20 protein-coding genes are annotated in these 19,237 nt (G+C 68.5%); 5 read left to right on the top strand and 15 right to left on the bottom strand.

Going from position 1 to position 19,237, the window contains the following annotated elements:
- Positions 1-241: 241 nt before the first annotated feature.
- The 4 genes from tatA to B5F73_RS03130 all read right to left on the bottom strand — a co-directional run bounded on the left by tatA (position 242) and on the right by B5F73_RS03130 (position 2,942).
- On the bottom strand, positions 242-445 hold the full coding sequence (tatA, locus tag B5F73_RS03145) for a twin-arginine translocase TatA/TatE family subunit (RefSeq protein ID WP_087226304.1): 204 nt from the start codon (positions 443-445) through the stop codon (positions 242-244).
- A gap of 138 nt (positions 446-583) precedes the next feature.
- A complete protein-coding gene (locus tag B5F73_RS03140) occupies positions 584-1,012 on the bottom strand; it encodes an amino acid-binding protein (RefSeq protein WP_087226301.1) in 429 nt (142 codons plus the stop codon).
- Positions 1,012-2,313, bottom strand: coding sequence for a phenylacetate--CoA ligase (locus tag B5F73_RS03135; RefSeq protein WP_087226298.1), 1,302 nt, complete (start codon positions 2,311-2,313; stop codon positions 1,012-1,014). Before B5F73_RS03135 ends, B5F73_RS03140 begins: the two co-directional genes overlap by 1 nt.
- Positions 2,314-2,522: 209 nt before the next feature.
- Positions 2,523-2,942: a hypothetical protein gene (locus B5F73_RS03130; protein WP_087226295.1), complete on the bottom strand. Its 420-nt coding sequence runs from the start codon at positions 2,940-2,942 to the stop codon at positions 2,523-2,525.
- Between the two features lie 166 nt (positions 2,943-3,108).
- Here B5F73_RS03130 and B5F73_RS03125 point away from each other — a divergent pair, with 166 nt between their 5' ends.
- Positions 3,109-4,188, top strand: coding sequence for an ATP-dependent 6-phosphofructokinase (locus B5F73_RS03125; RefSeq protein WP_087226292.1), 1,080 nt, complete (start codon positions 3,109-3,111; stop codon positions 4,186-4,188).
- Between the two features lie 101 nt (positions 4,189-4,289).
- Here B5F73_RS03125 and B5F73_RS03120 read toward each other — a convergent pair whose 3' ends face one another.
- From B5F73_RS03120 to B5F73_RS03105, 4 genes are all read right to left on the bottom strand, one after another.
- Complete coding sequence (locus B5F73_RS03120) at positions 4,290-5,252, bottom strand: DNA polymerase III subunit epsilon (RefSeq protein ID WP_087226826.1); 963 nt, start codon at positions 5,250-5,252, stop codon at positions 4,290-4,292.
- Positions 5,253-5,336: 84 nt separating this feature from the next.
- The gene (locus tag B5F73_RS03115) at positions 5,337-5,858 is read right to left on the bottom strand and encodes a nitroreductase (RefSeq protein WP_087226289.1); all 522 of its coding nucleotides are present in this window, start codon (positions 5,856-5,858) and stop codon (positions 5,337-5,339) included.
- 57 nt (positions 5,859-5,915) lie between these two features.
- Positions 5,916-6,284 (bottom strand): helix-turn-helix transcriptional regulator, encoded by a 369-nt coding sequence (locus B5F73_RS03110; protein ID WP_239379782.1) that lies wholly within the window; start codon positions 6,282-6,284, stop codon positions 5,916-5,918.
- Positions 6,285-6,590: 306 nt separating this feature from the next.
- On the bottom strand, positions 6,591-7,478 hold the full coding sequence (locus tag B5F73_RS03105; protein ID WP_158094747.1) for a LysR family transcriptional regulator: 888 nt from the start codon (positions 7,476-7,478) through the stop codon (positions 6,591-6,593).
- A 218-nt stretch (positions 7,479-7,696) separates the two neighbouring features.
- On the opposite strand from B5F73_RS03105, the gene B5F73_RS03100 reads away from it, so the two are divergent.
- Positions 7,697-9,607: an alpha-amylase family protein gene (locus B5F73_RS03100; protein WP_087226283.1), complete on the top strand. Its 1,911-nt coding sequence runs from the start codon at positions 7,697-7,699 to the stop codon at positions 9,605-9,607.
- On the opposite strand, the gene B5F73_RS03095 is transcribed toward B5F73_RS03100, so the two are convergent.
- Together B5F73_RS03095 and B5F73_RS03090 are read right to left on the bottom strand one after the other, a co-directional pair.
- A complete protein-coding gene (locus tag B5F73_RS03095; RefSeq protein WP_087226280.1) occupies positions 9,604-10,137 on the bottom strand; it encodes a DAK2 domain-containing protein in 534 nt (177 codons plus the stop codon). The genes B5F73_RS03100 and B5F73_RS03095 overlap by 4 nt on opposite strands.
- Positions 10,138-10,241: 104 nt before the next feature.
- Positions 10,242-10,574: a hypothetical protein gene (locus tag B5F73_RS03090; protein WP_087226277.1), complete on the bottom strand. Its 333-nt coding sequence runs from the start codon at positions 10,572-10,574 to the stop codon at positions 10,242-10,244.
- 105 nt (positions 10,575-10,679) lie between these two features.
- Between B5F73_RS03090 and B5F73_RS03085 the strand changes: the two genes are divergently transcribed.
- Positions 10,680-11,663 carry a LacI family DNA-binding transcriptional regulator gene (locus B5F73_RS03085; RefSeq protein WP_087226274.1) on the top strand — a complete coding sequence of 328 codons (984 nt, stop codon included), beginning with the start codon at positions 10,680-10,682 and terminating at the stop codon, positions 11,661-11,663.
- 101 nt (positions 11,664-11,764) lie between these two features.
- Entirely contained in the window at positions 11,765-12,718 is a 954-nt protein-coding gene (locus tag B5F73_RS03080) for a carbohydrate kinase (protein ID WP_087226271.1), read from the top strand.
- A gap of 86 nt (positions 12,719-12,804) precedes the next feature.
- Here the strand turns inward: B5F73_RS03080 and B5F73_RS03075 are convergent, their stop codons facing one another.
- Positions 12,805-13,320 carry a DNA-deoxyinosine glycosylase gene (locus tag B5F73_RS03075; RefSeq protein ID WP_087226823.1) on the bottom strand — a complete coding sequence of 172 codons (516 nt, stop codon included), beginning with the start codon at positions 13,318-13,320 and terminating at the stop codon, positions 12,805-12,807.
- Positions 13,321-13,462: 142 nt separating this feature from the next.
- On the opposite strand from B5F73_RS03075, the gene B5F73_RS03070 reads away from it, so the two are divergent.
- Positions 13,463-13,717: an HPr family phosphocarrier protein gene (locus tag B5F73_RS03070; protein WP_087226268.1), complete on the top strand. Its 255-nt coding sequence runs from the start codon at positions 13,463-13,465 to the stop codon at positions 13,715-13,717.
- 7 nt (positions 13,718-13,724) lie between these two features.
- Here B5F73_RS03070 and B5F73_RS03065 read toward each other — a convergent pair whose 3' ends face one another.
- From B5F73_RS03065 to B5F73_RS03050, 4 genes are all read right to left on the bottom strand, one after another.
- Positions 13,725-14,423 carry a VTT domain-containing protein gene (locus B5F73_RS03065; RefSeq protein WP_239379781.1) on the bottom strand — a complete coding sequence of 233 codons (699 nt, stop codon included), beginning with the start codon at positions 14,421-14,423 and terminating at the stop codon, positions 13,725-13,727.
- Positions 14,424-14,450: 27 nt separating this feature from the next.
- Positions 14,451-15,200, bottom strand: a complete 750-nt coding sequence (locus tag B5F73_RS03060) for a TIGR00730 family Rossman fold protein (RefSeq protein WP_087226265.1) — start codon at positions 15,198-15,200, stop codon at positions 14,451-14,453.
- Between the two features lie 116 nt (positions 15,201-15,316).
- Positions 15,317-17,671 (bottom strand): ferrous iron transport protein B, encoded by a 2,355-nt coding sequence (gene feoB / locus B5F73_RS03055; protein WP_087226261.1) that lies wholly within the window; start codon positions 17,669-17,671, stop codon positions 15,317-15,319.
- A 75-nt stretch (positions 17,672-17,746) separates the two neighbouring features.
- Positions 17,747-19,129: a DUF2130 domain-containing protein gene (locus tag B5F73_RS03050; protein WP_087226258.1), complete on the bottom strand. Its 1,383-nt coding sequence runs from the start codon at positions 19,127-19,129 to the stop codon at positions 17,747-17,749.
- Positions 19,130-19,237: the final 108 nt, after the last annotated feature.

Below are 19,237 nucleotides of genomic sequence, written 5' to 3'. Positions count from 1 at the left end.
TATTTCCCGCCAACCCGTCTAGCTGGGAAAACACGGATCTGACCATCGTATAAACACTGAAACTTCGTACATACCCTGGAGAAGGTGCGCACACCGTCGGGAGAATGCCCACTTTTGGAGGGCATGCGCACAGCGAGAAGGATGACCGGCCCCCGCTCGGCGAGAGATCACTCGGGCGGAAGCTCGCCCCGTAGACAAAGGCGCCCCCGGCGGGAAAGGTCCGGGGGCGCAGGAGGAAGGGCTACTGCTGCACGGGCTCGTCGTCCGTCTCGACCGCGTCGGAGACGGGCTCCGAGTCGCCGGAGCCCTCCTCCATTCCCTCGCGGACGTTCTTGACCGTCTTGCCGAGGGCCGAGCCCAGCTTGGGCAGGTTCTTCGGCCCAAAGATCACCAGGACGACGAGCAGGATGACGGCAAGCTCCATCGGGCCCATGCCAAAGATCATGTGATGCCTCCTCTGACGCTGTTCTTCTCGTCCATCGTAGGTCGCGGGAGGCCAACGGTAAAATACATATGAGAAGGGGTCGCCATACATCAGTTGTATGGCGACCCCTCGGTCGAGAAGAACGTGGCGTCGCAGGCCCTACTCGATCTCGCTCTGCTCGAAGACGTGGAAGCCGGCCTTCTCGATGGCCCAGCTCGCCTCCGCCGCGCTCGCCGGGTCGGCGATCTTGAGCGCCAGCACCGCGAGGTCGTCGGTGGTGGAGAAGCAGTAGAAGTACTCGATGTCCACGTCGAGGTCGTCGAGCTTCTCGAGCAGGTCGGCGGCACCGCCCGGGTGGTGAGGGACGGCGATGGCCATGACCTTGGTCTTGATCGCGCGGTAGCCGCCGGCGTCGAGCGCGGCGAGCGCCGCCGCCGTGTCGCTGCAGATGATGCGCACGATGCCGTACTCGGTGGTGTCGGCCACGGAGAGCGCCGCCATGTTGATGTTGGCATCGCCGAGGGTGCGGCACAGAGAGGCGATGCGGCCGCGCTTGTTCTCGAGGAAAACCGTAATCTGATCAATCATTACTTGATCCCCTTTCGCAGGTCGACGATGCGCTTTGCCTTGCCCTCGCTGCGCGCGATGGTCTTGGGCTCGACGAGCTTGACCTTGACGCCCACGGAGAGCGCCGTCTTGAGGCGCGCAGAGATCTCCTTCTGCAGGCGCTCGACCGCGGCGACGGAGTCGAAGGCAAAGTCGGGGTTGACCTCGGCCTTGAGCGTGACCATGTCGAGCGAGCGGTGGTCGGTGTCGACCTCGATCTGGTACCAGGAGGAGACCTGGTCGAAGGTCTTCATGACGTCCTCGATCTGGCTCGGGAAGACGTTGACGCCGCGGATGATGAGCATGTCGTCGGTGCGGCCGTGGATGCGGTCGATGCGGCGGTGCGTGCAGCCGCAGGCGCACTCGCCCGGCAGGATGCGCGTGATGTCGCGCGTGCGGTAGCGCACCACCGGCGACGCCTCGCGGTCGATCGTGGTGAGCACGAGCTCGCCCCACTCGCCGTCGGGCAGGACCTCGCCGGTGTTGGGGTCGATGATCTCCGCGTAGAAGTGGTCCTCGGCCAGGTGCAGGCCGTTCTGCTCCCAGCACTCGATGGCCACGCCCGGGCCCATGGTCTCGGTGAGGCCGTAGACGTCGAGCACGTGGTAGTTGAGCTTGCGCTCGAGGTCGCGGCGGAAGTTGTCCGAGAAGGGCTCGGCGCCGTGGATGCCCGCGCGCAGGTGGAAGTCGCGCGCCGGGTCGATGCCCATCTCGATGGCGGTGTCGGCGATGTGCATGGCGTAGCTCGGCGTGCAGCAGATGATCGTGGAGCCCATCTCCTTGAGCACGCGGATCTGGCGCTCGGTGTTGCCCGCGGACATGGGGATCGTGGTGGCGCCGGAGTAGAGGCCGCCGTAGTGCGCGCCCAGGCCGCCGGTGAACAGGCCATAGCCGTAGCAGACGTGGACCACGTCGTCGGCGCCGCCATTGGCGTACTCGATGCCGCGCGCGAAGCACTCGCCCCAGATGTCGAGGTCGTGCTGGGTGTAGCCGCCCACCGTTGCCACGCCGGTGGTGCCGGAGGACATGTGGATCTCCTTCACCTCGGAGAGCGGCGTGGCAAACATGCCGTAGGGGTAGTTGTCGCGCAGGTCCTGCTTGGTGACGAACGGCGCCTTCTGCAGGTCGTCGAGGCTCTTGACCGCGTACGGGTCGAAGCCTGCCTCGTCGAAGCTCTTCTTGTAGAACGGCACGTTCTCGTAGCACGCGATCACGGTCTTCTTGATGCCCTCGAGCTGGATCTCCTCGATCCGCTCGTGGGGCGCGTGGAGAATCTCCTGCATGTTGCCCTCCCGTTGGAACCTGAAAACTCGCTGGGCCGATTCTAGGGCGAGAAGGACCGCGTGCGCGCGGGTCGTTCGCAAACGGAAACGGAGGATGGGCTGCCATGGCGGCGGGCGGGGAACGTCCGGCGCTCGGACAGTCCTCGGCGCAAAGGGCGCGCCTGCGGAACTCGCGGCGGACGTTCCCCGCCCGCCGCCCCGGCAGCCCGCTACCGCGCCGCCTCCAGACGCGCGAGCACGGTCTTGGTCGCGGCGATCGCGGCCTGCACGTTCTCGTCGGCGTCCTGGATCTTCTTCTGCACGTAGAGGTCGACGAAGGGGTTGTCCACGAGGACGTCGAGGGCCGAGGCGATGGCGCCCACGTCCACGCGCAGCGCCTCGATCCCGCGCACGTCCGAGAGCTCGCGCGTAAACGCATAGAGGTCGGCACGCGCCTGGTCGAGCGCGCCGCGGGCGTCGTTGAGGCGCCAGTGCTTGAGGACGCTTGTCAGGGGACCGCCCATCACCAGGTCGAAGAGCCCCCAGTTGCCCGCGCTGTCGAGCGCGTCGGCGGCCTCCTCGAGGCTCGCCAGCGCACGGCGTCCCGCCGCCACGGCCTCGGCGACCTCTCGTCTCTCTTCCGGCGTCATGGGACCCTCCCCCGGCTCGATGTTCTTCTCGCCCATGGTAGCAGGGCGGCGTCGCGCGAGCCCCGCGCCAATCCCTGAGAACGACACCGTTTGCGGAGAAACGCGCACGTTCCCCCGATTGAGGCGCATACTTTTCCTATCTGTGGTCCTGAGGGAAGGAAAGCCCATGCTTCGAGTTGGTCTTCTCACGAGCGGCGGCGACTGCCAGGCGCTCAACGCGACGATGCGCGGCATCGTCAAGACGCTCTACCGTCAGTCCGACGAGCCGGTCGAGGTCTACGGCTTCGAGGACGGATATCAGGGCCTCATCTACGAGCACTACCGCATGATGGACAACCGCGACTTCTCCGGCCTGCTCACGCGCGGCGGCACCGTGCTCGGCACGAGCCGCACCCCGTTCAAGCTGCTCGACACCCCTGAGGCCGACGGCATCAACAAGGTCGAGGCGATGAAGCACACCTACCGCAAGCTCAAGCTCGACTGCCTGTTCATGCTCGGCGGCAACGGCTCCACCAAGACGGCCAACCGCCTCTCTCAAGAGGGCCTGAACGTCATCGCCCTGCCCAAGACGATTGACAACGACACCTGGGGCACCGACATGACCTTTGGCTTCACGAGCTCCGTCGAGGTGGCCACCCGCTGCATCGACGAGATTCACACCACCGCGAGCTCCCACGGCCGCGTCTTCGTGATCGAGATCATGGGCCACAAGGTCGGCTGGATCCCGCTGTACGCGGGCGTGGCCGGCGGCGCCGACGTCATCCTCATCCCCGAGATCCCCTACGACATGGACAACGTCGTGCGCGTGATCGAGGACCGCGACAAGGCAGGCTCGCGCTTCACGATCGTGGTCGTGGCCGAGGGCGCCATCTCCAAGGAGGAGGCCGCCCTCTCCAAGAAGGAGTACAAGAAGCTCGTGGCCGCGCGCACCACGCCGTCGATCGCCTACGACATCGCGGCAGAGATCGACAAGCGCACCGGCCGCGAGATCCGCATCGCCGTGCCCGGCCACACCCAGCGCGGCGGCCAGCCCGACGCCCAGGACCGCATCTTCGCCACGCAGTGCGGCGTCGAGGCCGCGCTCGGCTGCCTCGAGGGCACGTTTGGCTTCATGGTCGCGCAGCGCAAGGGCAAGATGGTCCGCGTGCCGCTCGAGGAGGTCGCCGGCAAGCTCAAGTACGTCGACCCCGAGGGCGACCTCGTCCGCGAGGCCAAGGCGCTCGGCATCAGCTTCGGCGACGAGTAGCGGCTCTTCTCGGCAATCCAGACGAGACGGCGGGGTCCCTCGGGGCCCCGCCTCCTTTTTTGCGATAAGAGCGCAGGCGAGAAGGGCGCGCGGTCGCACCCCTACAGCATGTTGCGCGCCGCAAACTCCGCCTGGACCGTGGCGAGCATGAGCTCCACGTCATCGAGGCCGAGGTGACGCTCGGACTCCCCCGCCTTGAGCGTGCCGCGGCGGCGCGCCCAGCTCTCGAGCGAGGCGGGACGCTGCTCGTGCGGCAAGATCTTGGTCTCGGGGTCCACACGACGGCAGATGTCGCGCGTGTCGATGGGCACCACGCGACCCGCCTTGCGCGCCTCGGCGTAGCCGTCGATGTGCAGCATGAACCAGGAGTCCTCGAAGGCGGCGTTGTGCGCCATGAACGGGTAGGCCGTGAGGGCGGCGAGAAGCGCGGCCTGGACCTGCCTGTCCTCGCGGAACGGGCGACGCCCCTCGAGGTCGGACCACTCGATCTTGTGGATGTCCGCCAGCGGCACGCCCTTCTCGGCGTACATCTCGGGCAGGCCGAAGTAGCCGGCGAAGGGGTCGTGCGGCTTGGCCTTGGGGCCCACGGTCATGAACTCCAGGCCCACGTTGATGATGTAGCCACGCGAGGGGTCGCGGTCGGTGGTCTCGATGTCGATGCCCACGACCATGCCCGAGACCGGCGCGTCCACCCACGCCACGTTGAGGTCGCGCGCGTCCGGGCCGGCGAGGGCGCTCACCTGGGCGTCCGTCCGGTGCTGGAGCACGGCGACGGCGTGGACGAGCTCGGAGTTGGAGAGGGAGCGCGAGAGGCACGTGGGGTTCACGTCGCGCAGGCGCTCGATGCCGTAGCGGTCGCAGACGTCGCGGTTGCGGTCGGCGAGCTCGCGGATGAGGCCAAAGTCGCAGGGCTCCCTGCCGGCGTCGGCGTCGCGCCAGGCGGCCATCAGCGTGACGAGCGCGTCCTCGTTGCGCGTGCGCTCGGCCGCGAGCGAGGCGTCGTCCACGAGGAACCCGGGGAACGTCAGGGCGCTCGCGCACTCTATGGCCTGGCTCAGATCCACGTTGCTCACTCCCGTCAACGGAAAAAGGCGCCGAGAAGAACCCGGCGCCTTCCTAGGCTAGCAGAACGCCCGACCGTCCCGCGCCTACTCCGCGTAAAACACGCGACCGTCGTTTCTCGGCTTGGCCTCGGGGGTCTCCGCGGGGTAGCCCAGGATGCAGTGGCCGATGCCCTCGTAGTCGCCCTCGACGCCCAGCTCGGCGAGGATGGCCTTGCCCTCGGGCGTGTCAAACTCCTCGCGGGCGCGGTGGATCCAGCAGCTGCCCAGGCCGAGCGAATGAGCGGCGAGCATGAGGTTGCCCATCACGAGGCTGCCGTCGTAGACGCGGTTGGGCTGGTCGCGCGGGGCGAGCACGACCAGGACGACCGGGGCGCCGTAGAACGGGTCGGTGCCGGGGCGGCCCATGATGTCCGCGTTCATGGCCGAGAGCCGGTCGCGCAGCTCGCTGTTCGTGACCGCCACGACGATGGGGCCCTGGCGGTTCATGCCGCTCGCGGCCCAGAGGCCGGCCTCGATCACCGCCTCGATCTTCTCGCGCTCCGGCATCTCGTCGGTGTAGGCGCGCACGCTGCGGCGCTCCTCCATGGCCCTGATGGCCTCGTTCATGGTGCTCTCCTCTCGGGCTGGTCCGTCACGTTCGTTATACCCGAGAGGGCGCGGGTGCTATTCCTTGACCTCGCGCAGAAGGTCGGCGGGGTCCACGCCGTAGAGGCGCGCCAGCTTCACGAGGTTCGTCGTCGAGGGCTCCGTCTTGCCCTGCTCCCACTTGGACACGGCCTGCCTGCTCACGCCGAGCTTCTCGGCCACGAGCTCCTGCGTCATCTTGCAGCCCTCGCGGCGCTCGCGCAGCACCTCACCGAGCGAGCGGCGGGCGGCCACGGTCTCGGGGCTCTTGTCGGCCTTCTCCTGGCGCAGGAACCAGCGGATGGCGAGGACCACCATCACGATGAAGAGGACCCACGGCACCACCCTGCCAAGGAGGATCGGGAACAAGATCATCACGAGCTCCATCGGCCCCATTCCATAGATCATGACGCCCTCCTTTCGCCGACTTTGCCCCACTGTAGCCGAGCTGCGCGGTTGCGCCCACCACCTATCGCGCAACGTGCGGTTGCGTTTGGGTTGCGGACGTTCCGCCGGGGCGGCAGGGCCACCCCTCTCGTCGAGTGTACGAGTTAGCGCTCTGTTTGGGACGCCGCCCCACTACGAGCGCCGCGTTTCCGCAGGTTGAAAGGAGACGCCATAGGGATAGAGAATCGAAACTCGTACACTCGGCGCAAGGCCGGAACAGGGCGGCACACGGAGGGCAGGGCGGCGGGCGAGAAGGACGACAATCCCCTACGCGAAGAGGCTCAGACGCGAGAGGGCACGCCGGAAGGAGACATGGTCGAGGCCGCCGGGGCCGCGCAGCGTCGAGAGGCAGATGGGCACCGACAGGGCGTCGCCGCGGACGAGCGGGCGGATGACGAAGCCCTCGGGCGCGCCCGTGATGTTGCCGACGAAGATGAACGAGTAGCACCGCTCGTCGGCGACGGGCTCGGGGACCGCGTCGCCCACCGAGAACCGGACGACTTCCGATCGCAGGCCGCGCTTGAGGTACTCGTCCACCACGGCGTGGCAGTAGTGGTCGAAGTTGCAGGGATAGAGCACGGGATAGCCCGCGAGCTCGTCGAGCGTGACCTCGCCCTTGGCGGCGAGCGGGTGGTCCAGCGGGACGAGGACGTCGGAGGAGACGGTCCCGAGCGGGGTGCAGGCCACGTCGTCCGCCTCGAGCGTGCCCACGGTGATGAGGCCGTCCACGCGCCCGGCGCGGAGCGCGTCGAGACCCTCGGCGCACTCCAGCAGCTCGACGTCGACGCGACGGCCGAGCACCTTGCCCGTCACCGTGGAGATCAGGCGGACGAGCCGGTCGACGCCCGGGTACGCCGGGCAGCAGAACCCCATGCGGAACGGCGAGCTCGCCACGGCGGCGGGCGCGCTCGCAAAGCGCTCGAGCGCCTCCCACTCGTCGAGCACGCGACGCGCGCGCACGGCGAAGGCGCGGCCGAGCGGCGTGGGGGAGACGCCGGCGCTGCGGCGCTCGAAGAGGGGCTCGCCGAGCGAGGACTCCAGCTCGGACATGGCCTTGGAGACGGCCTGCACGGAGACGCCCTCGCGCGCGGCGGCGGCCGAGAAGCTCCCGAGGTCCATGATGGCGCAGACGTATCTGACCTGCTTTATGTTCACAGCCCCTCCTCGACCGTTCGAACGCCACGCAGCCTTTCCATGGTTGCACATACGCACGTGACGTCTGGAATAGACCCCCCTCTCTAAACGCTGGGTTGAGTGGGAGGGACGCCGGGCGCCGCCGCATCCGCTCACGGGATTTCCCTCCCCCCGAGCGGCCCCGCGGGCTAGAATGCCTATGGATGTGAGAACGTTTCCAGTCAGAGGGGTGACCGACCATGGCCAACGAGAAGAACGAGCGCGCGACCACCGGCACGCGACGCGCCCGCCAGCCGCTCGAGCGCTCCGCCGCGCGGGCGCGCTCCGACTCCGCGTTCCTCCGCCGCCTGCGTCGCCACCACGACGAGCTGCGCTGGCTCTACATGGAGCTCTACGACAACGGCGCGATGTTCGCCGAGCTCTGCGACCAGATGAAGGCCTTCTACGACGCGCGTCCCGAGGCGCTCAGGGCCCTCGACGCCCGGCGCGAGGGACGCGCGTGGTACCGTGACCGCGACCTTCTCGGCATGCAGATGTACATCGACAACTTTGCCGGCACCATCCGCGGCGTGGAGGACAACCTGGACTACCTCGAGCGGACGGGCGTCAACTACCTCCACCTCATGCCGTTCCTCGACACCCCCGCCGACCGCAGCCGCTCCGACGGCGGCTACGCGGTCAGCGACTTCCGCCGCGTCAAGCCCGAGCTGGGCACGATGGACGACCTCGCCCACCTCGCCGAGAGGTGCCACGAGCTCGGCATCAGCCTCTGCATGGACTTCGTCATGAACCACACCTCCGACGAGCACGAGTGGGCCCGCCGGGCGCGCGCCGGCGAGGGCGAGTACATGAGCCGCTACTTCTTCACCGGCGACCAGGCCCTCATCGACCGCTACACCCGCGACGTTCCGCAGGTCTTCCCCACCACGGCGCCCGGCCACTTCACCTACCTGCCGGAGCTTGGCCAGTCGGTCATGACGCAGTTCTACCCCTACCAGTGGGACCTCAACTACAAGAACCCCCGCGTCTTCAACGAGATGATGTACAACTTCCTCTTCCTGGCCAACCAGGGCATGGACGTCATCCGCATCGACGCCGTCCCCTACATCTGGAAGCAGCTCGGCACCAACTGCCGCAACCTGCCCCAGGTCCACACCATCGTGCGCATGATGCGCATGATCGGCGAGATCGTGTGCCCGGGCATCGTCCTTCTCGGCGAGGTGGTGATGGCGCCGGTGGAGGTCGTGCCCTACTTTGGCACGGTCGAGAAGCCCGAGTGCCACATGCTCTACAACGTCACGACGATGGCCACCACCTGGAACAGCGTGGCCTGCCGCGACACGCGCCTGCTGCGCCGCCAGCTCGAGGCCGTCTGCGGCCTGCCGCGCACCTACACCTTCCTCAACTACCTGCGCTGCCACGACGACATCGGGTGGGGGCTCGACTACGCGACGCTCTCGGACTGGGGCATGGAGGAGGTCCCGCACAAGCGCTACCTCAACGCCTACTTCCAGGGGCTGACCGAGGGCAGCGTCTCCCGCGGCGAGCTCTACAACGCCGACCCCGTGACCGGCGACGCACGCTTCTGCGCGACCACGGCCTCCATGTGCGGCGTCGAGGCGGCGGGCTTCGCCGGCGACGCGGAGGCCATGGACGTGGCCATCCGCAAGGACGTCATGCTCCACGCCTACCTGCTCAGCCAGTCCGGCCTGCCGATCGTCTACAGCGGCGACGAGGTTGGCCAGGTGAACGACTACACCTACCATGACGACCCCGAGCGCGCGGACGACTCCCGCTACATCCACCGCGGGCGCTTCGACTGGTCGCTCGTGGACCGCACGGACGAGCCCGGCAGCGTCCAGCAGCGCATCTACGACGCGATCCAGCGCCTCGAGGAGGTCCGCCGCACGGAGGGCGTCTTCGACGCGGACGCCGAGATGTCGGTCGTGGGGTACAGCGACCCCTCGGTCCTCTGGGTCAGGCGACGCGCGGGCGAGAGGACCCTGCACGCGGTCTTCAACTTCAGCGACGAGGGGCGCACGCTCTGGATGCCGGAGCGCGGCGAGTACACCGACCTCGTGACCGGGGAGCGCAGCGAGTTCGAGACCTTCGAGCTCGCGGCCTGGGACTTCAGGTGGTGGCTGGGCTAGGCCTGGGCGAGCCCGCGCAGGAAGCGCGCAGCGGACACGGCGGCGACGCTCGTCGACCCCTCCGTGGCCCCCTCCGCAGCGTCGGCGGCGTCGTCAAAGAGGTCGAGCTCGTCCTCGCTCGCGGCCACGGCGTCGCAGACGGCGACAAGGACCTCGAGGGCCGCGGCGTCACCGAGCCCCGACTCGAGCGCCCGCGCGACCTCGTCGCGTCCGAGCGAGAGCATGGCCCTGAGCTCGTCGACCGTCATCTCGTCGCTCCCGGGGGCACCCTCGGCGAGGCCCTCGAGCCACGCGTCCCAGAACTCCACCGTGCCGCCCGAGACGCCCAGGCGCGAGACCGCGCGGGCGGCGTCGTCGAAGAGGTCGAGCACGTCGCCGGTCGACGCGGCGACCGAGCTGCTGATCGCGGAGGCGACCTCCACCATGATGTGGCCGCCGGCCACGTCGAGACCCGCCAACTCGTCCTCCGAGGCGATGACCTCCATGCAGGCGTGCAGCAGTCGCACGGCCAGCCCGTCGCGCTCGATCATGTGGCACTCCCCTCCGTCTGTCCCTGATGCGATTCTAGAGGCAACGCAGACGGGAGGCGCTCGGCCAGGTTATGCGGGCGCCAGCGCTCGGCCAGCGGCTCGGCCTACTCGGAGGCGGCGTCGGCCACGCCGATCCTCTCGGCCGTGTCCTCGGTGATCCAGAGCGTGTTGCGGTCACGCGAGATGAACTGGCGGGTGACGTCCTCGTCCAGCACGAACACCTCGCAGACGTCCGGGGAGAGCTCGTAGAGTACGTCGTTGTAGTCCACGACCTCGTAGTCCTCCCCGCTCATGGTGACGCTGCGGACCTCGGCGACGTCGGTGTCGACGCCCTCGGGGACGTTGCTGCCAAACGGGTTGAACCCCATGATGACGCCGATCGCGATGATGGCGACCACGATGACGCCCGCCACGACGCGCCCCGCCTTGCCCGGCACTGCTATGCTCTGTCCCTCCTCGTTGGGTGACCTTCTGCGAACATGATACCGGGTCGCCGCGTCCCATGCGCTAAACTCGTGGTGGACGAGGAGGTTAACGTTAACATGGACATCAACCAGATTGCCCAGATGGCAGGCGTCTCGCGCGCGACGGTCTCGCGCTACCTGAACGACGGCTACGTCTCCCAGGAGAAGCGCGCCGCCATCCGCCGCGTCATCGAGAAGACCGGCTACGTCCCCTCCCGCCAGGCCAAGTCCCTGCGCACCGGCAAGACCGACGTCGTGGGCGTCATCATCCCCAAGATCAACTCCGCCTCCGTGAGCCGGATGGTCGCGGGCATCACCCTCGTCCTGAACGAGGCCGGATACCAGGTCCTTCTCGCCAACACAGACAACGACGCCGCGCGCGAGGTGGACTTCCTGCGCCTCTTTGCCGAGAAGAGCCAGGTGGACGGCGCCATCCTCATCGCCACCGTCATCACCCCCGAGCACCGCGATGCCATCTCCGCCCTACCCGTGCCCATCGTGGTGCTCGACCAGGACGTCGACTTCTGCTCCTGCGTCTACCAGGACGACTACGAGGCCATGCGCGAGGTGGCAGCCGTCGCGCTGCGCGACGCGCGTCACCCCGCCTACATCGGCGTCTTCGAGGAGGACGTCGCGGTGGGCCAGATGCGCCGCAAGGGCTTCCTCGCCGCGTGCGCCGAGGCCGGCCTCGAGGTGCCCGAGCGCGCCCTGCGCATCGCGGACTTCACCGTGGACTCCGGCTACGAGCAGGCCGAGGCGCTGCTCGAGGACTATCCCGAGCTCGACGCCATCGTCTGCGCCACCGACTCGATCGCCTACGGCGCCCTCACCTGCCTGCGCGAGTACGGGCGCGCCGTGCCCGGGAACGTCGTCGTGACCGGCGTGGACGACTCCGAGATCTCCCAGATCGTCACGCCCACCCTCACCACCATCCACAACCACTACAAGACCTCGGGCCTCGAGGCCGCGCGCATGCTCGTGGGCTTCATGTCCGGCGAGGAGTACGTGCCCCGCAAGGTCAGGATGGGCTACGAGGTCGTGACGAGGAACTCCACGCGCTAGCCCCGGCGTCGATCGCGCCGCTTGCCGAGAAGAGCCGCGCGGCCGGTGGACGAGCGCCATAATGGGTGTGGAATCGATTCCGCAACCGAAGGGACCACGCTATGTTCTCCGTCTCCGCACTGGGCGAGCTTCTCATCGACTTCACCGACGCCGGCACCTCCGCGGACGGCCAGCGCCTCTTCGAGCGCAACGCCGGCGGCGCGCCGGCCAACGTGCTCGTGGCGCTGGAGAGGCTCGGCCACGAGACGGCGTTTCTCGGCAAGGTCGGCTGCGACATGCACGGCGAGTTCCTGCGCGCCACGCTGGAGCGGGAGGGCATCGACACCACGGGGCTGATCAGCGACCCGGACGCCTTCACGACGCTGGCCTTCGTGGCACTCTCGCCTGACGGCGAGCGCGAGTTCTCCTTCGCGCGCAAGCCCGGGGCCGACACCCGCATCACCGAGGGCGAGCTCGCGCGCGACGTGATCGCTGCGTCCCGCGTCTTCCACGTGGGCTCGCTCTCGCTCACCGACGAGCCCGCGCGCTCGGCCACGCTCGCCGCGCTCGCCTGCGCGCACGAGGCCGGCTGCACCCTCTCCTACGACCCCAACTACCGCGCGAACCTCTGGCCGTCGGTCGAGGCGGCCGTGGAGCAGATGCGCGCGGTGGTGCCGCAGATGGACCTCATGAAGCTCTCTGACGAGGAGTGCGCGCTGCTCACGGGCTTTGACGACCCGGAGGCCGCGGCCGCGGCGCTGCTGGCGGCCGGCCCCAAGGTCGTGGCCGTGACGCTCGGCGCGGGCGGCGCGTACGTGCGCACTGCCGACGGCGGCGCCACGGTGCCGGGATTTCCCGCCGACGCCGTGGACGCCACGGGCGCCGGAGACTCCTTCTGGGGCGGCTTCCTCGCTGGCTTCTGCGAGAGCGGCAAGGTGGCCGCGGAGGTCACGGTCGAGGACGCCGCGGGCTTCGCGCGCCTGGGCAACGCCGTGGCGTCGCTCTGCGTCCGCAAGCGCGGCGCCATCCCCGCGATGCCCACGCGCTCCGAGGTCGAGGCTCTTCTCGGCGTCTAGCTAAGACCCGGGGAAATAACGCACAAAATTCGACAAGTGCGTTATTTCCAACTGGGAATATGCATAGCTGAAGCAAACTTTGTGCGTTATTTGGTGGCAAGCGCGGCGAGAAGGACCTCGCGCCAGCGCTCGGTGAGCCGCGGCAGCGACCAGGCGGCGTTGGCCGGGCTCGTTGACGGCAGCACCTCGGCCGCCAGGCCCGTGACGGGCTCCAGCCAGCGACGATAGAGGCGGCCCGCCGTGCCGCCGTTGCAGACCACGGCACGAACCGGCGCCACGCGGGTTATTCTCGCCACGTCCGCGGGGACGACGTCGCGGATGGAGGCGTCGGAGGATCCGCGCACCTCGCAGCTCTCGATCACGTCCCAGAGCGCGATGCCATGGCGCAGCAGCATCGCCCGCTTGGCGGCGATGTCGTCCGCCGCGGGCTCGGTCTCCCCCAGCACGTCCGCCATCACGCGCCAGAAGCGGTTGCGCAGGTTGCCGTAGTAGAAGCGGTTCTCGCGCGAGAGGACCGAGGGGAACGACCCGAGCACGAGCACGCGGCTCCGCTCGTCGAAGATGGGCTCGAAGCCGTGGGATATGCGCTGGTAGTCTGCCATGCGCCCATGGTAGCGCGCCCACCGGCCAAACGCCACCGTCCGCCGATGGCCATGTCGACGCTCGGCGACTCCCCTATCGACGTGGCGCCTTGCGCGTCGTAGCGTTACGATTGGAGCGTCGCCTCATCCCCCGAGAGGAACCATGGTAGAGATCCCGTGTGACATCACCGACCCGCTGGGCTTGCACGTCCAGCTCGCCGTCCTGCTCGCGAGCGAGGCGCAGCGCTGGCGCAGCACCGTGACGCTGGAGCATGCCGGGCGCTCCCTGGGCGTCACGCAGCCCATGGAGCTCATGATGCTCGGGATCCGCTCCGGGGAGCACATCGTCGTGCGCGTGGAGGGCCCGGACGAAGCCGTCGCCGCCGAGGCCATCAAGAAGATCATGGCGACGTTCTAGCGCCGCCCTACTCCCGCACCGCGCTCTCGAATCGCCGATACAGCAGGCCGCCCGCCGCCGCCAGCGCGACGGCGACCACGACCGCGCCCGCAGCCAGGGCGTAGTTGCCGGCGCCGAAGGCCGACGCCGCCACCGTGGACGTCACGATCGAGGGGATGCGCCCGAGCGTGGTGATGGCGAGCACGTGGGCGAGCCGCATCCTCGTGAGCCCGGCGAAGTAGGTGAGGAAGTCCTTGGGCGTGCCGGGGATGAGAAACACGATCAGCATCACGAGCTCGAGCCGGCGCGTGTTGTGCAGCCAGTGGAAGCGCTCGAGGTGACTCCGGTCGAAGAAGAGCCCCACGAGCGACCAGCCCCAGCGCCGGACCGCGAGGAAGATCGCGCCCGACGCCACGGCGCTCGCGGCGAGGCACACGAGCGTGCCCTCGACGAAGCCGAACGCGTAGCCGCACGCCAGCTCGATCGGCTCGCCCGGGAGGAACGCGCAGACGATCTGGAGCACGTTGACGCCGCCGAGGGCGAGGCGCGACAGGACGGGATGCTCCGCCACGAGGGCGCGCACCGCCGAGACGTCGGAGAGCCAGGAGTAGAGCTCGGGGAGCCCGTGCCAGCACAGGACGGCGAGAAGGGCGATCAGCGCGACGAGCACGGCGACCACGGCCGCGCGACGGCGTCGCAGCGTCGGTCGCTCGTCCTTCTCGTCCACGTTTCTCCTCCCCACGCGCCGACCGGCCTAGCGGCGCATCTCCGAGAGCGCCACGCGCACGGCCTCGTCCTCGTCGTCGGTCACGACCACGAGCTCGGGATCGAGCGGCGAGATGTTGCCGGCGCCCAGAACCGTGCCCTCGATCCACTCCATGAGCCCGCCCCAGTACTCGGAGCCAAAGAGCACCACCGGGGTGCGCGCCACCTTGTGCGTCTGCACGAGGGTGAGCAGCTCGAAGGCCTCGTCAAGGGTACCAAACCCGCCGGGGAAGATGATCGCGCCGCGGGAGTACTTCACGAACATCGTCTTGCGCACGAAGAAGTACCTGAACGTCATGCCCAGGTTCACCCACTTGTTGATGCCCTGCTCGTGCGGGAGCTCGATGCCGAGCCCCACCGACTTGCCGCCGGCCTTGGCCGCGCCACAGTTGGCGGCCTCCATGATGCCGGGGCCGCCGCCCGTGATCACGGCCACGCCCTCCTGCGCGAGCTTGCGGCCCACGTGGCGTGCGGCGCGATACATCGGGTCGGTGCGCGGCGTACGCGCCGAGCCAAAGACGGTGACCGCCGGGCCCAGCTCGGCGAGCGCGCCAAAGCCGTCCACGAACTCGGCCTGGATGCGCAGGACGCGCCAGGGGTCCATGTGCAGCCAGTCGGTATCTGCCTCCGGCTCGAGCAGGTTGGTCGTGGTGGTCTTCTCGGGGATCATGGGCCCGCGCAGGATCACGGGACCGCGGTGGTAGGTGGTGCCGAGGACGTCGTCCTTCTCGTCTGCCATGGTCTCTCCTTCTGGTCGGCGCACTACGTTACGCGCCCGGCGTCAGCTGCGGGTAAGCTGCGCCATAGCGTTTGTGTACCCGTTTTGGCGCGCCGGGCGACCGCGAGCGCACGACCCTAGGCCAGGCCGAGGGCCATCCCCACGAGGCGCACCACCAGCGCGACGACCCAGGCCACGCCGCACTGCATGGCGACCACGGCCCACATCATGCGCGTCCCCAGCTCGGCCTTCACCGCGGACACCGCGGCCACGCACGGCGTGTAGAGCAGCGTGAACGTGAGGAACGAGAAGGCCGTGAGCGGCGAGAAGAGCTCGGGCAGGCCAGCGGTGGAACCGCCCATGAGCACCGTGAGCGTGGCCACGACGTTCTCCTTGGCGCCAAAACCGGCCGCCAGGGCCGCCGCCGCGCGCCAGTTGCCAAAGCCGAGCGGCACGAAGAGCGGCGTCAGCAGGGCGCCCAGCGCAGCGAGCATGCTCTGGGACTGGTCGGAGACCACGTCGAGCCGCACGTCGAAGGTCTGCAGGAACCAGATCACCACGCTCGCCACGAAGATGATCGTGAACGCCTTGGTGGCAAAGCCCTTGGCCTTGTCCCAGGCCAGGCGCGCCACGGTGCGCGGCGCGGGCATGCGGTAGTTGGGCAGCTCCATCACGAAGGGCACCGGGTCGCCGCGGAAGGCCGTCCCCTTGAGCACGAGCGCCACGAGGATGCCCACCACGATGCCCATGAGGTAGAGGGCGATCATGACGAGCGGCGCGCACTCCGGGAAGAACGCGGCCGAGAAGAGCGCGTAGACCGGCACCTTGGCCGAGCAGCTCATGAACGGCGTGAGCATGACCGTCATCTTGCGGTCGTGCTCGGAGGGCAGGGTGCGCGTGGCCATGATGGCGGGCACGCTGCAGCCGAAGCCGATGAGCATGGGCACGAAGCTGCGGCCGGAGAGGCCCAGGCGTCGCAGCAGCTTGTCCATCACGAAGGCCACGCGCGCCATGTAGCCGGAGTCCTCGAGGATCGAGAGCAGGATGAAGAGGACCACGATGATCGGCAGGAAGGAGAGCACGCTGCCCACGCCGGCAAAGACGCCGTCGATCACGAGGCTGTGCACCACGGGGTTGAGCCCAAAGGCCGTGAGCGCGGCGTCGACCTGCGCCGTCACCCAGTCAATGCCCAGGGCGAGAAGGTCGGAGAGCCGCTGGCCGATGACGTCGAACGTGAGCCAGAAGACGAGCGCCATGATGGCGACGAAGACCGGGATGGCGGTGTACTTGCCCGTGAGGATGCGGTCGGCAGCGACCGAGCGCGCGTGCTCGCGGCTCTCGCGCGGCTTGACCACGCACTCGGCACAGACGCCCTCGATGAACGAGAAGCGCATGTCCGCCAGCGCCGCCATGCGGTCGCGCCCGCTCTCCCCCTCCATCTGGCAGATGATGTGCTCCACGGCGTCGAGCTCGTTCTGGTCGAGGCCGAGGGCGCCCATCACCAGGGAGTCGCCCTCGATGAGCTTGGTGGCCGCAAAGCGCACCGGAAGGTTGGCCGCGGCGGCGTGGTCCTCGATGATGTGGCAGATGCCGTGGATGCAGCGGTGCAGGGCACCGTGGTCGGGGCCGTCCGGCGCGCAGAAGTCCACGCGACCCGGGTGCTCACGGAAGCGCGCCACGTGCAGCACGTGCTCCACGAGCTCCGAGATGCCCTCCTCGCGCGCGGCGGAGATGGGCACCACCGGGATGCCGAGCGCGGCCTCCAGGCGGTTCACGCTCACGGTGCCGCCATTGGCCGTGAGCTCGTCCATCATGTTGAGCGCGAGCACCATCGGTCGGTCGAGCTCCATGAGCTGGAGCGTCAGGTAGAGGTTGCGCTCGATGTTGGTGGCGTCCACGATGTCGATGATCGCGTCGGGGTCGTCCTCGAGGATGAAGCGGCGGGAGACCACCTCCTCGCTCGTGTACGGGGAGAGCGAGTAGATGCCCGGGAGGTCGGTGACCGTGACCTCGGGATGGCCCTTGATCTGGCCGTCCTTGCGGTCCACGGTGACGCCCGGGAAGTTGCCCACGTGCTGGTTGGAACCCGTGAGCGCATTGAAGAGCGTGGTCTTGCCGCAGTTCTGGTTGCCGGCGAGCGCCAGCTTGAGCGGGCGGCCCTCCGGAATGGCCGTGCCGGCCGCGCGCGGCGCGTACTTCTCGCCGATGGCCGGGTGCTCCGAGGCCTCCAGGCGCTCACGGCCCTGCGGGAGGTCGTGCATGTCGTGCACCTGCGTGAGCGCGATGTGCGCGGCGTCGTCGCGGCGCAGCGTGAGCTCGTAGCCGCGCAGGCGAATCTCCAGCGGGTCGCCCATAGGGGCGCGCTTCATGAGCGTGACCTCCACGCCCGGCGTGAGGCCCATGTCGAGGATGTGCTGGCGCAGCGACGGCTCGTCGCAGTCAACCGACGCCACGATCGCGTCCTTGCCGATCCCCAGCTCGTCCAGGTTCATCCGTGCCCTCTCTCGTTGCGTGTCCGCACGCAATTGTAGCGTTCGGGCAACTTGGCGACCTCCGGGACGCGGGCCCTACTCCACGGCGTCGGGCTCCACGGCCTCGCGCTCGTCGCCCTCCTGCCCGCGGGCGGCGCGAGCCTCCTCGAACTTCTCGCGCATCGTGGGGTTCTTCCAGGTGAGCTTGCGGATGGTGAGCTCGTCTGCCTTCTTGTTGGCCAGGCGCAGCTGGTTCTCGGACGAGGTGAGGTTCTCCTTGACCTTCTGGAGGTGGGAGATGGTCTTGTCGATCTCATCGATCGCGGCCTGGAACTTGCGGGACGCCGTCTCGTAGTTCTTGCCGAAGCGCTCCTTGAAGTCCTCGAGCGCGTCCTCGAAGTGCGTGATGTCGAGGTTCTGCTGGCGCACCTCGGCGAGCTCGCGGCGGTAGGAGTGGGCGTTCTCGGCGGCGTTTCTCAGCAGGGTGATCATGGGGATGAAGAACTGCGGGCGGATGACGTACATCTTCTCGTACTCGTAGGACACGTCCACGATGCCGGTGTTGTAGAGCTCGCTCTCGGGCTCGAGCAGCGAGACGAGCACCGCGTACTCGCAGCCCTTGTTGCGACGGTCCTGGTCGAGCTTTTTGAAGAAGTCGGCGTTCTTGTGGCGGCTGGACGCGGCGGAGGCCTCGTCCTCGTTCTTCATCTCGAACATGATGGAGACGACCTCGACGCCGTCCTCGTCGACCTCGCGGAAGACGTAGTCGCCCTTGGAGTGGTCCACGACGTCGTTGTCCTTGTGGAACTCGGCGTTTCTGAACGCCGTGGCGCGCCAGCGGTTGAACTCCATCTCGCAGTGCTGCTCGAGCGTCTCGCCGATGAGCTTGGTCGAGAGGCGCGAGCGCTGGCTGCGCAGGCGCTCGATCTCATCCTCGCGGTCGCGGATGGTCTGGTCCTTGAATTGGGCCTGCTCGGCCATCTGCTGCTTGAGCGTCGCCTCCGTCTGCTCGCGCTCGAGCTGGGCGGCGCGCAGGCTCCCCTCCAGCTCCACGATGCGACGGTCCTGCTCGCCGGTGGCCTGCGCGACGGCGAGGCTCTTCTCGGTGTCGAAGGCGGACTCGCGCGCCTCGAGGCGGGCCCGGAGCTCCGCGATCTGGCGCTCGCGCTCGGAGAGCTGCTCGGCGAGGCTCTTCTCGGCCTGCGCACGCTCCAGGGCCAGCGCGTCCATGCTCTCCTTGACGCGGGCCTTGAGCTGCGCGATCTCTGCATCCTTCTGCGCGGACTCCGTCAGCGACTCCTGGCGTGCGCGCGCCACGGCCGCCTCGACGGCGCTCTCGCGCTCGCGCTCGGCGCTCCGCTCGCGTGCCGCCAGCTCGCGCTGGAACTCGGCGTCGCGCACCTGGCGCGCGATCTGCGCGTACTCCGTCTCGTCTACCTGGAACACCTCGCCGCAGTGCGGGCACCTGATCTCTGCCATGGGACCCTCCGTCCTTCTCGCCTGGAACCAGCTTACCCGTACCGCCGGACACAAACGACGAGAAGCCCGCCCCGTCTGGCCCCGCCCCTTCCGTTTGTCCTGAAAATC

Source organism: Olsenella sp. An270 (assembly GCF_002159735.1).
GTDB lineage: Bacteria > Actinomycetota > Coriobacteriia > Coriobacteriales > Atopobiaceae > Thermophilibacter.
The sequence above is the reverse complement of the archived record's forward strand: the minus strand, read 5'-3'. Positions and strand labels throughout refer to the sequence as shown.

What these genes read in the sequence shown, in the direction of transcription:
- tatA (WP_087226304.1), bottom strand. Translation starts at nt 445, where the DNA reads ATGATCTTTGGCATGGGCCCGATGGAGCTTGCCGTCATCCTGCTCGTC.
- B5F73_RS03140 (WP_087226301.1), bottom strand. Translation starts at nt 1,012, where the DNA reads ATGATTGATCAGATTACGGTTTTCCTCGAGAACAAGCGCGGCCGCATC.
- B5F73_RS03135 (WP_087226298.1), bottom strand. Translation starts at nt 2,313, where the DNA reads ATGCAGGAGATTCTCCACGCGCCCCACGAGCGGATCGAGGAGATCCAG.
- B5F73_RS03130 (WP_087226295.1), bottom strand. Translation starts at nt 2,942, where the DNA reads ATGACGCCGGAAGAGAGACGAGAGGTCGCCGAGGCCGTGGCGGCGGGA.
- B5F73_RS03125 (WP_087226292.1), top strand. Translation starts at nt 3,109, where the DNA reads ATGCTTCGAGTTGGTCTTCTCACGAGCGGCGGCGACTGCCAGGCGCTC.
- B5F73_RS03115 (WP_087226289.1), bottom strand. Translation starts at nt 5,858, where the DNA reads ATGAACGAGGCCATCAGGGCCATGGAGGAGCGCCGCAGCGTGCGCGCC.
- B5F73_RS03110 (WP_239379782.1), bottom strand. Translation starts at nt 6,284, where the DNA reads ATGATCTATGGAATGGGGCCGATGGAGCTCGTGATGATCTTGTTCCCG.
- B5F73_RS03100 (WP_087226283.1), top strand. Translation starts at nt 7,697, where the DNA reads ATGGCCAACGAGAAGAACGAGCGCGCGACCACCGGCACGCGACGCGCC.
- B5F73_RS03095 (WP_087226280.1), bottom strand. Translation starts at nt 10,137, where the DNA reads ATGATCGAGCGCGACGGGCTGGCCGTGCGACTGCTGCACGCCTGCATG.
- B5F73_RS03085 (WP_087226274.1), top strand. Translation starts at nt 10,680, where the DNA reads ATGGACATCAACCAGATTGCCCAGATGGCAGGCGTCTCGCGCGCGACG.
- B5F73_RS03080 (WP_087226271.1), top strand. Translation starts at nt 11,765, where the DNA reads ATGTTCTCCGTCTCCGCACTGGGCGAGCTTCTCATCGACTTCACCGAC.
- B5F73_RS03075 (WP_087226823.1), bottom strand. Translation starts at nt 13,320, where the DNA reads ATGGCAGACTACCAGCGCATATCCCACGGCTTCGAGCCCATCTTCGAC.
- B5F73_RS03070 (WP_087226268.1), top strand. Translation starts at nt 13,463, where the DNA reads ATGGTAGAGATCCCGTGTGACATCACCGACCCGCTGGGCTTGCACGTC.
- B5F73_RS03060 (WP_087226265.1), bottom strand. Translation starts at nt 15,200, where the DNA reads ATGGCAGACGAGAAGGACGACGTCCTCGGCACCACCTACCACCGCGGT.
- feoB (WP_087226261.1), bottom strand. Translation starts at nt 17,671, where the DNA reads ATGAACCTGGACGAGCTGGGGATCGGCAAGGACGCGATCGTGGCGTCG.
- B5F73_RS03050 (WP_087226258.1), bottom strand. Translation starts at nt 19,129, where the DNA reads ATGGCAGAGATCAGGTGCCCGCACTGCGGCGAGGTGTTCCAGGTAGAC.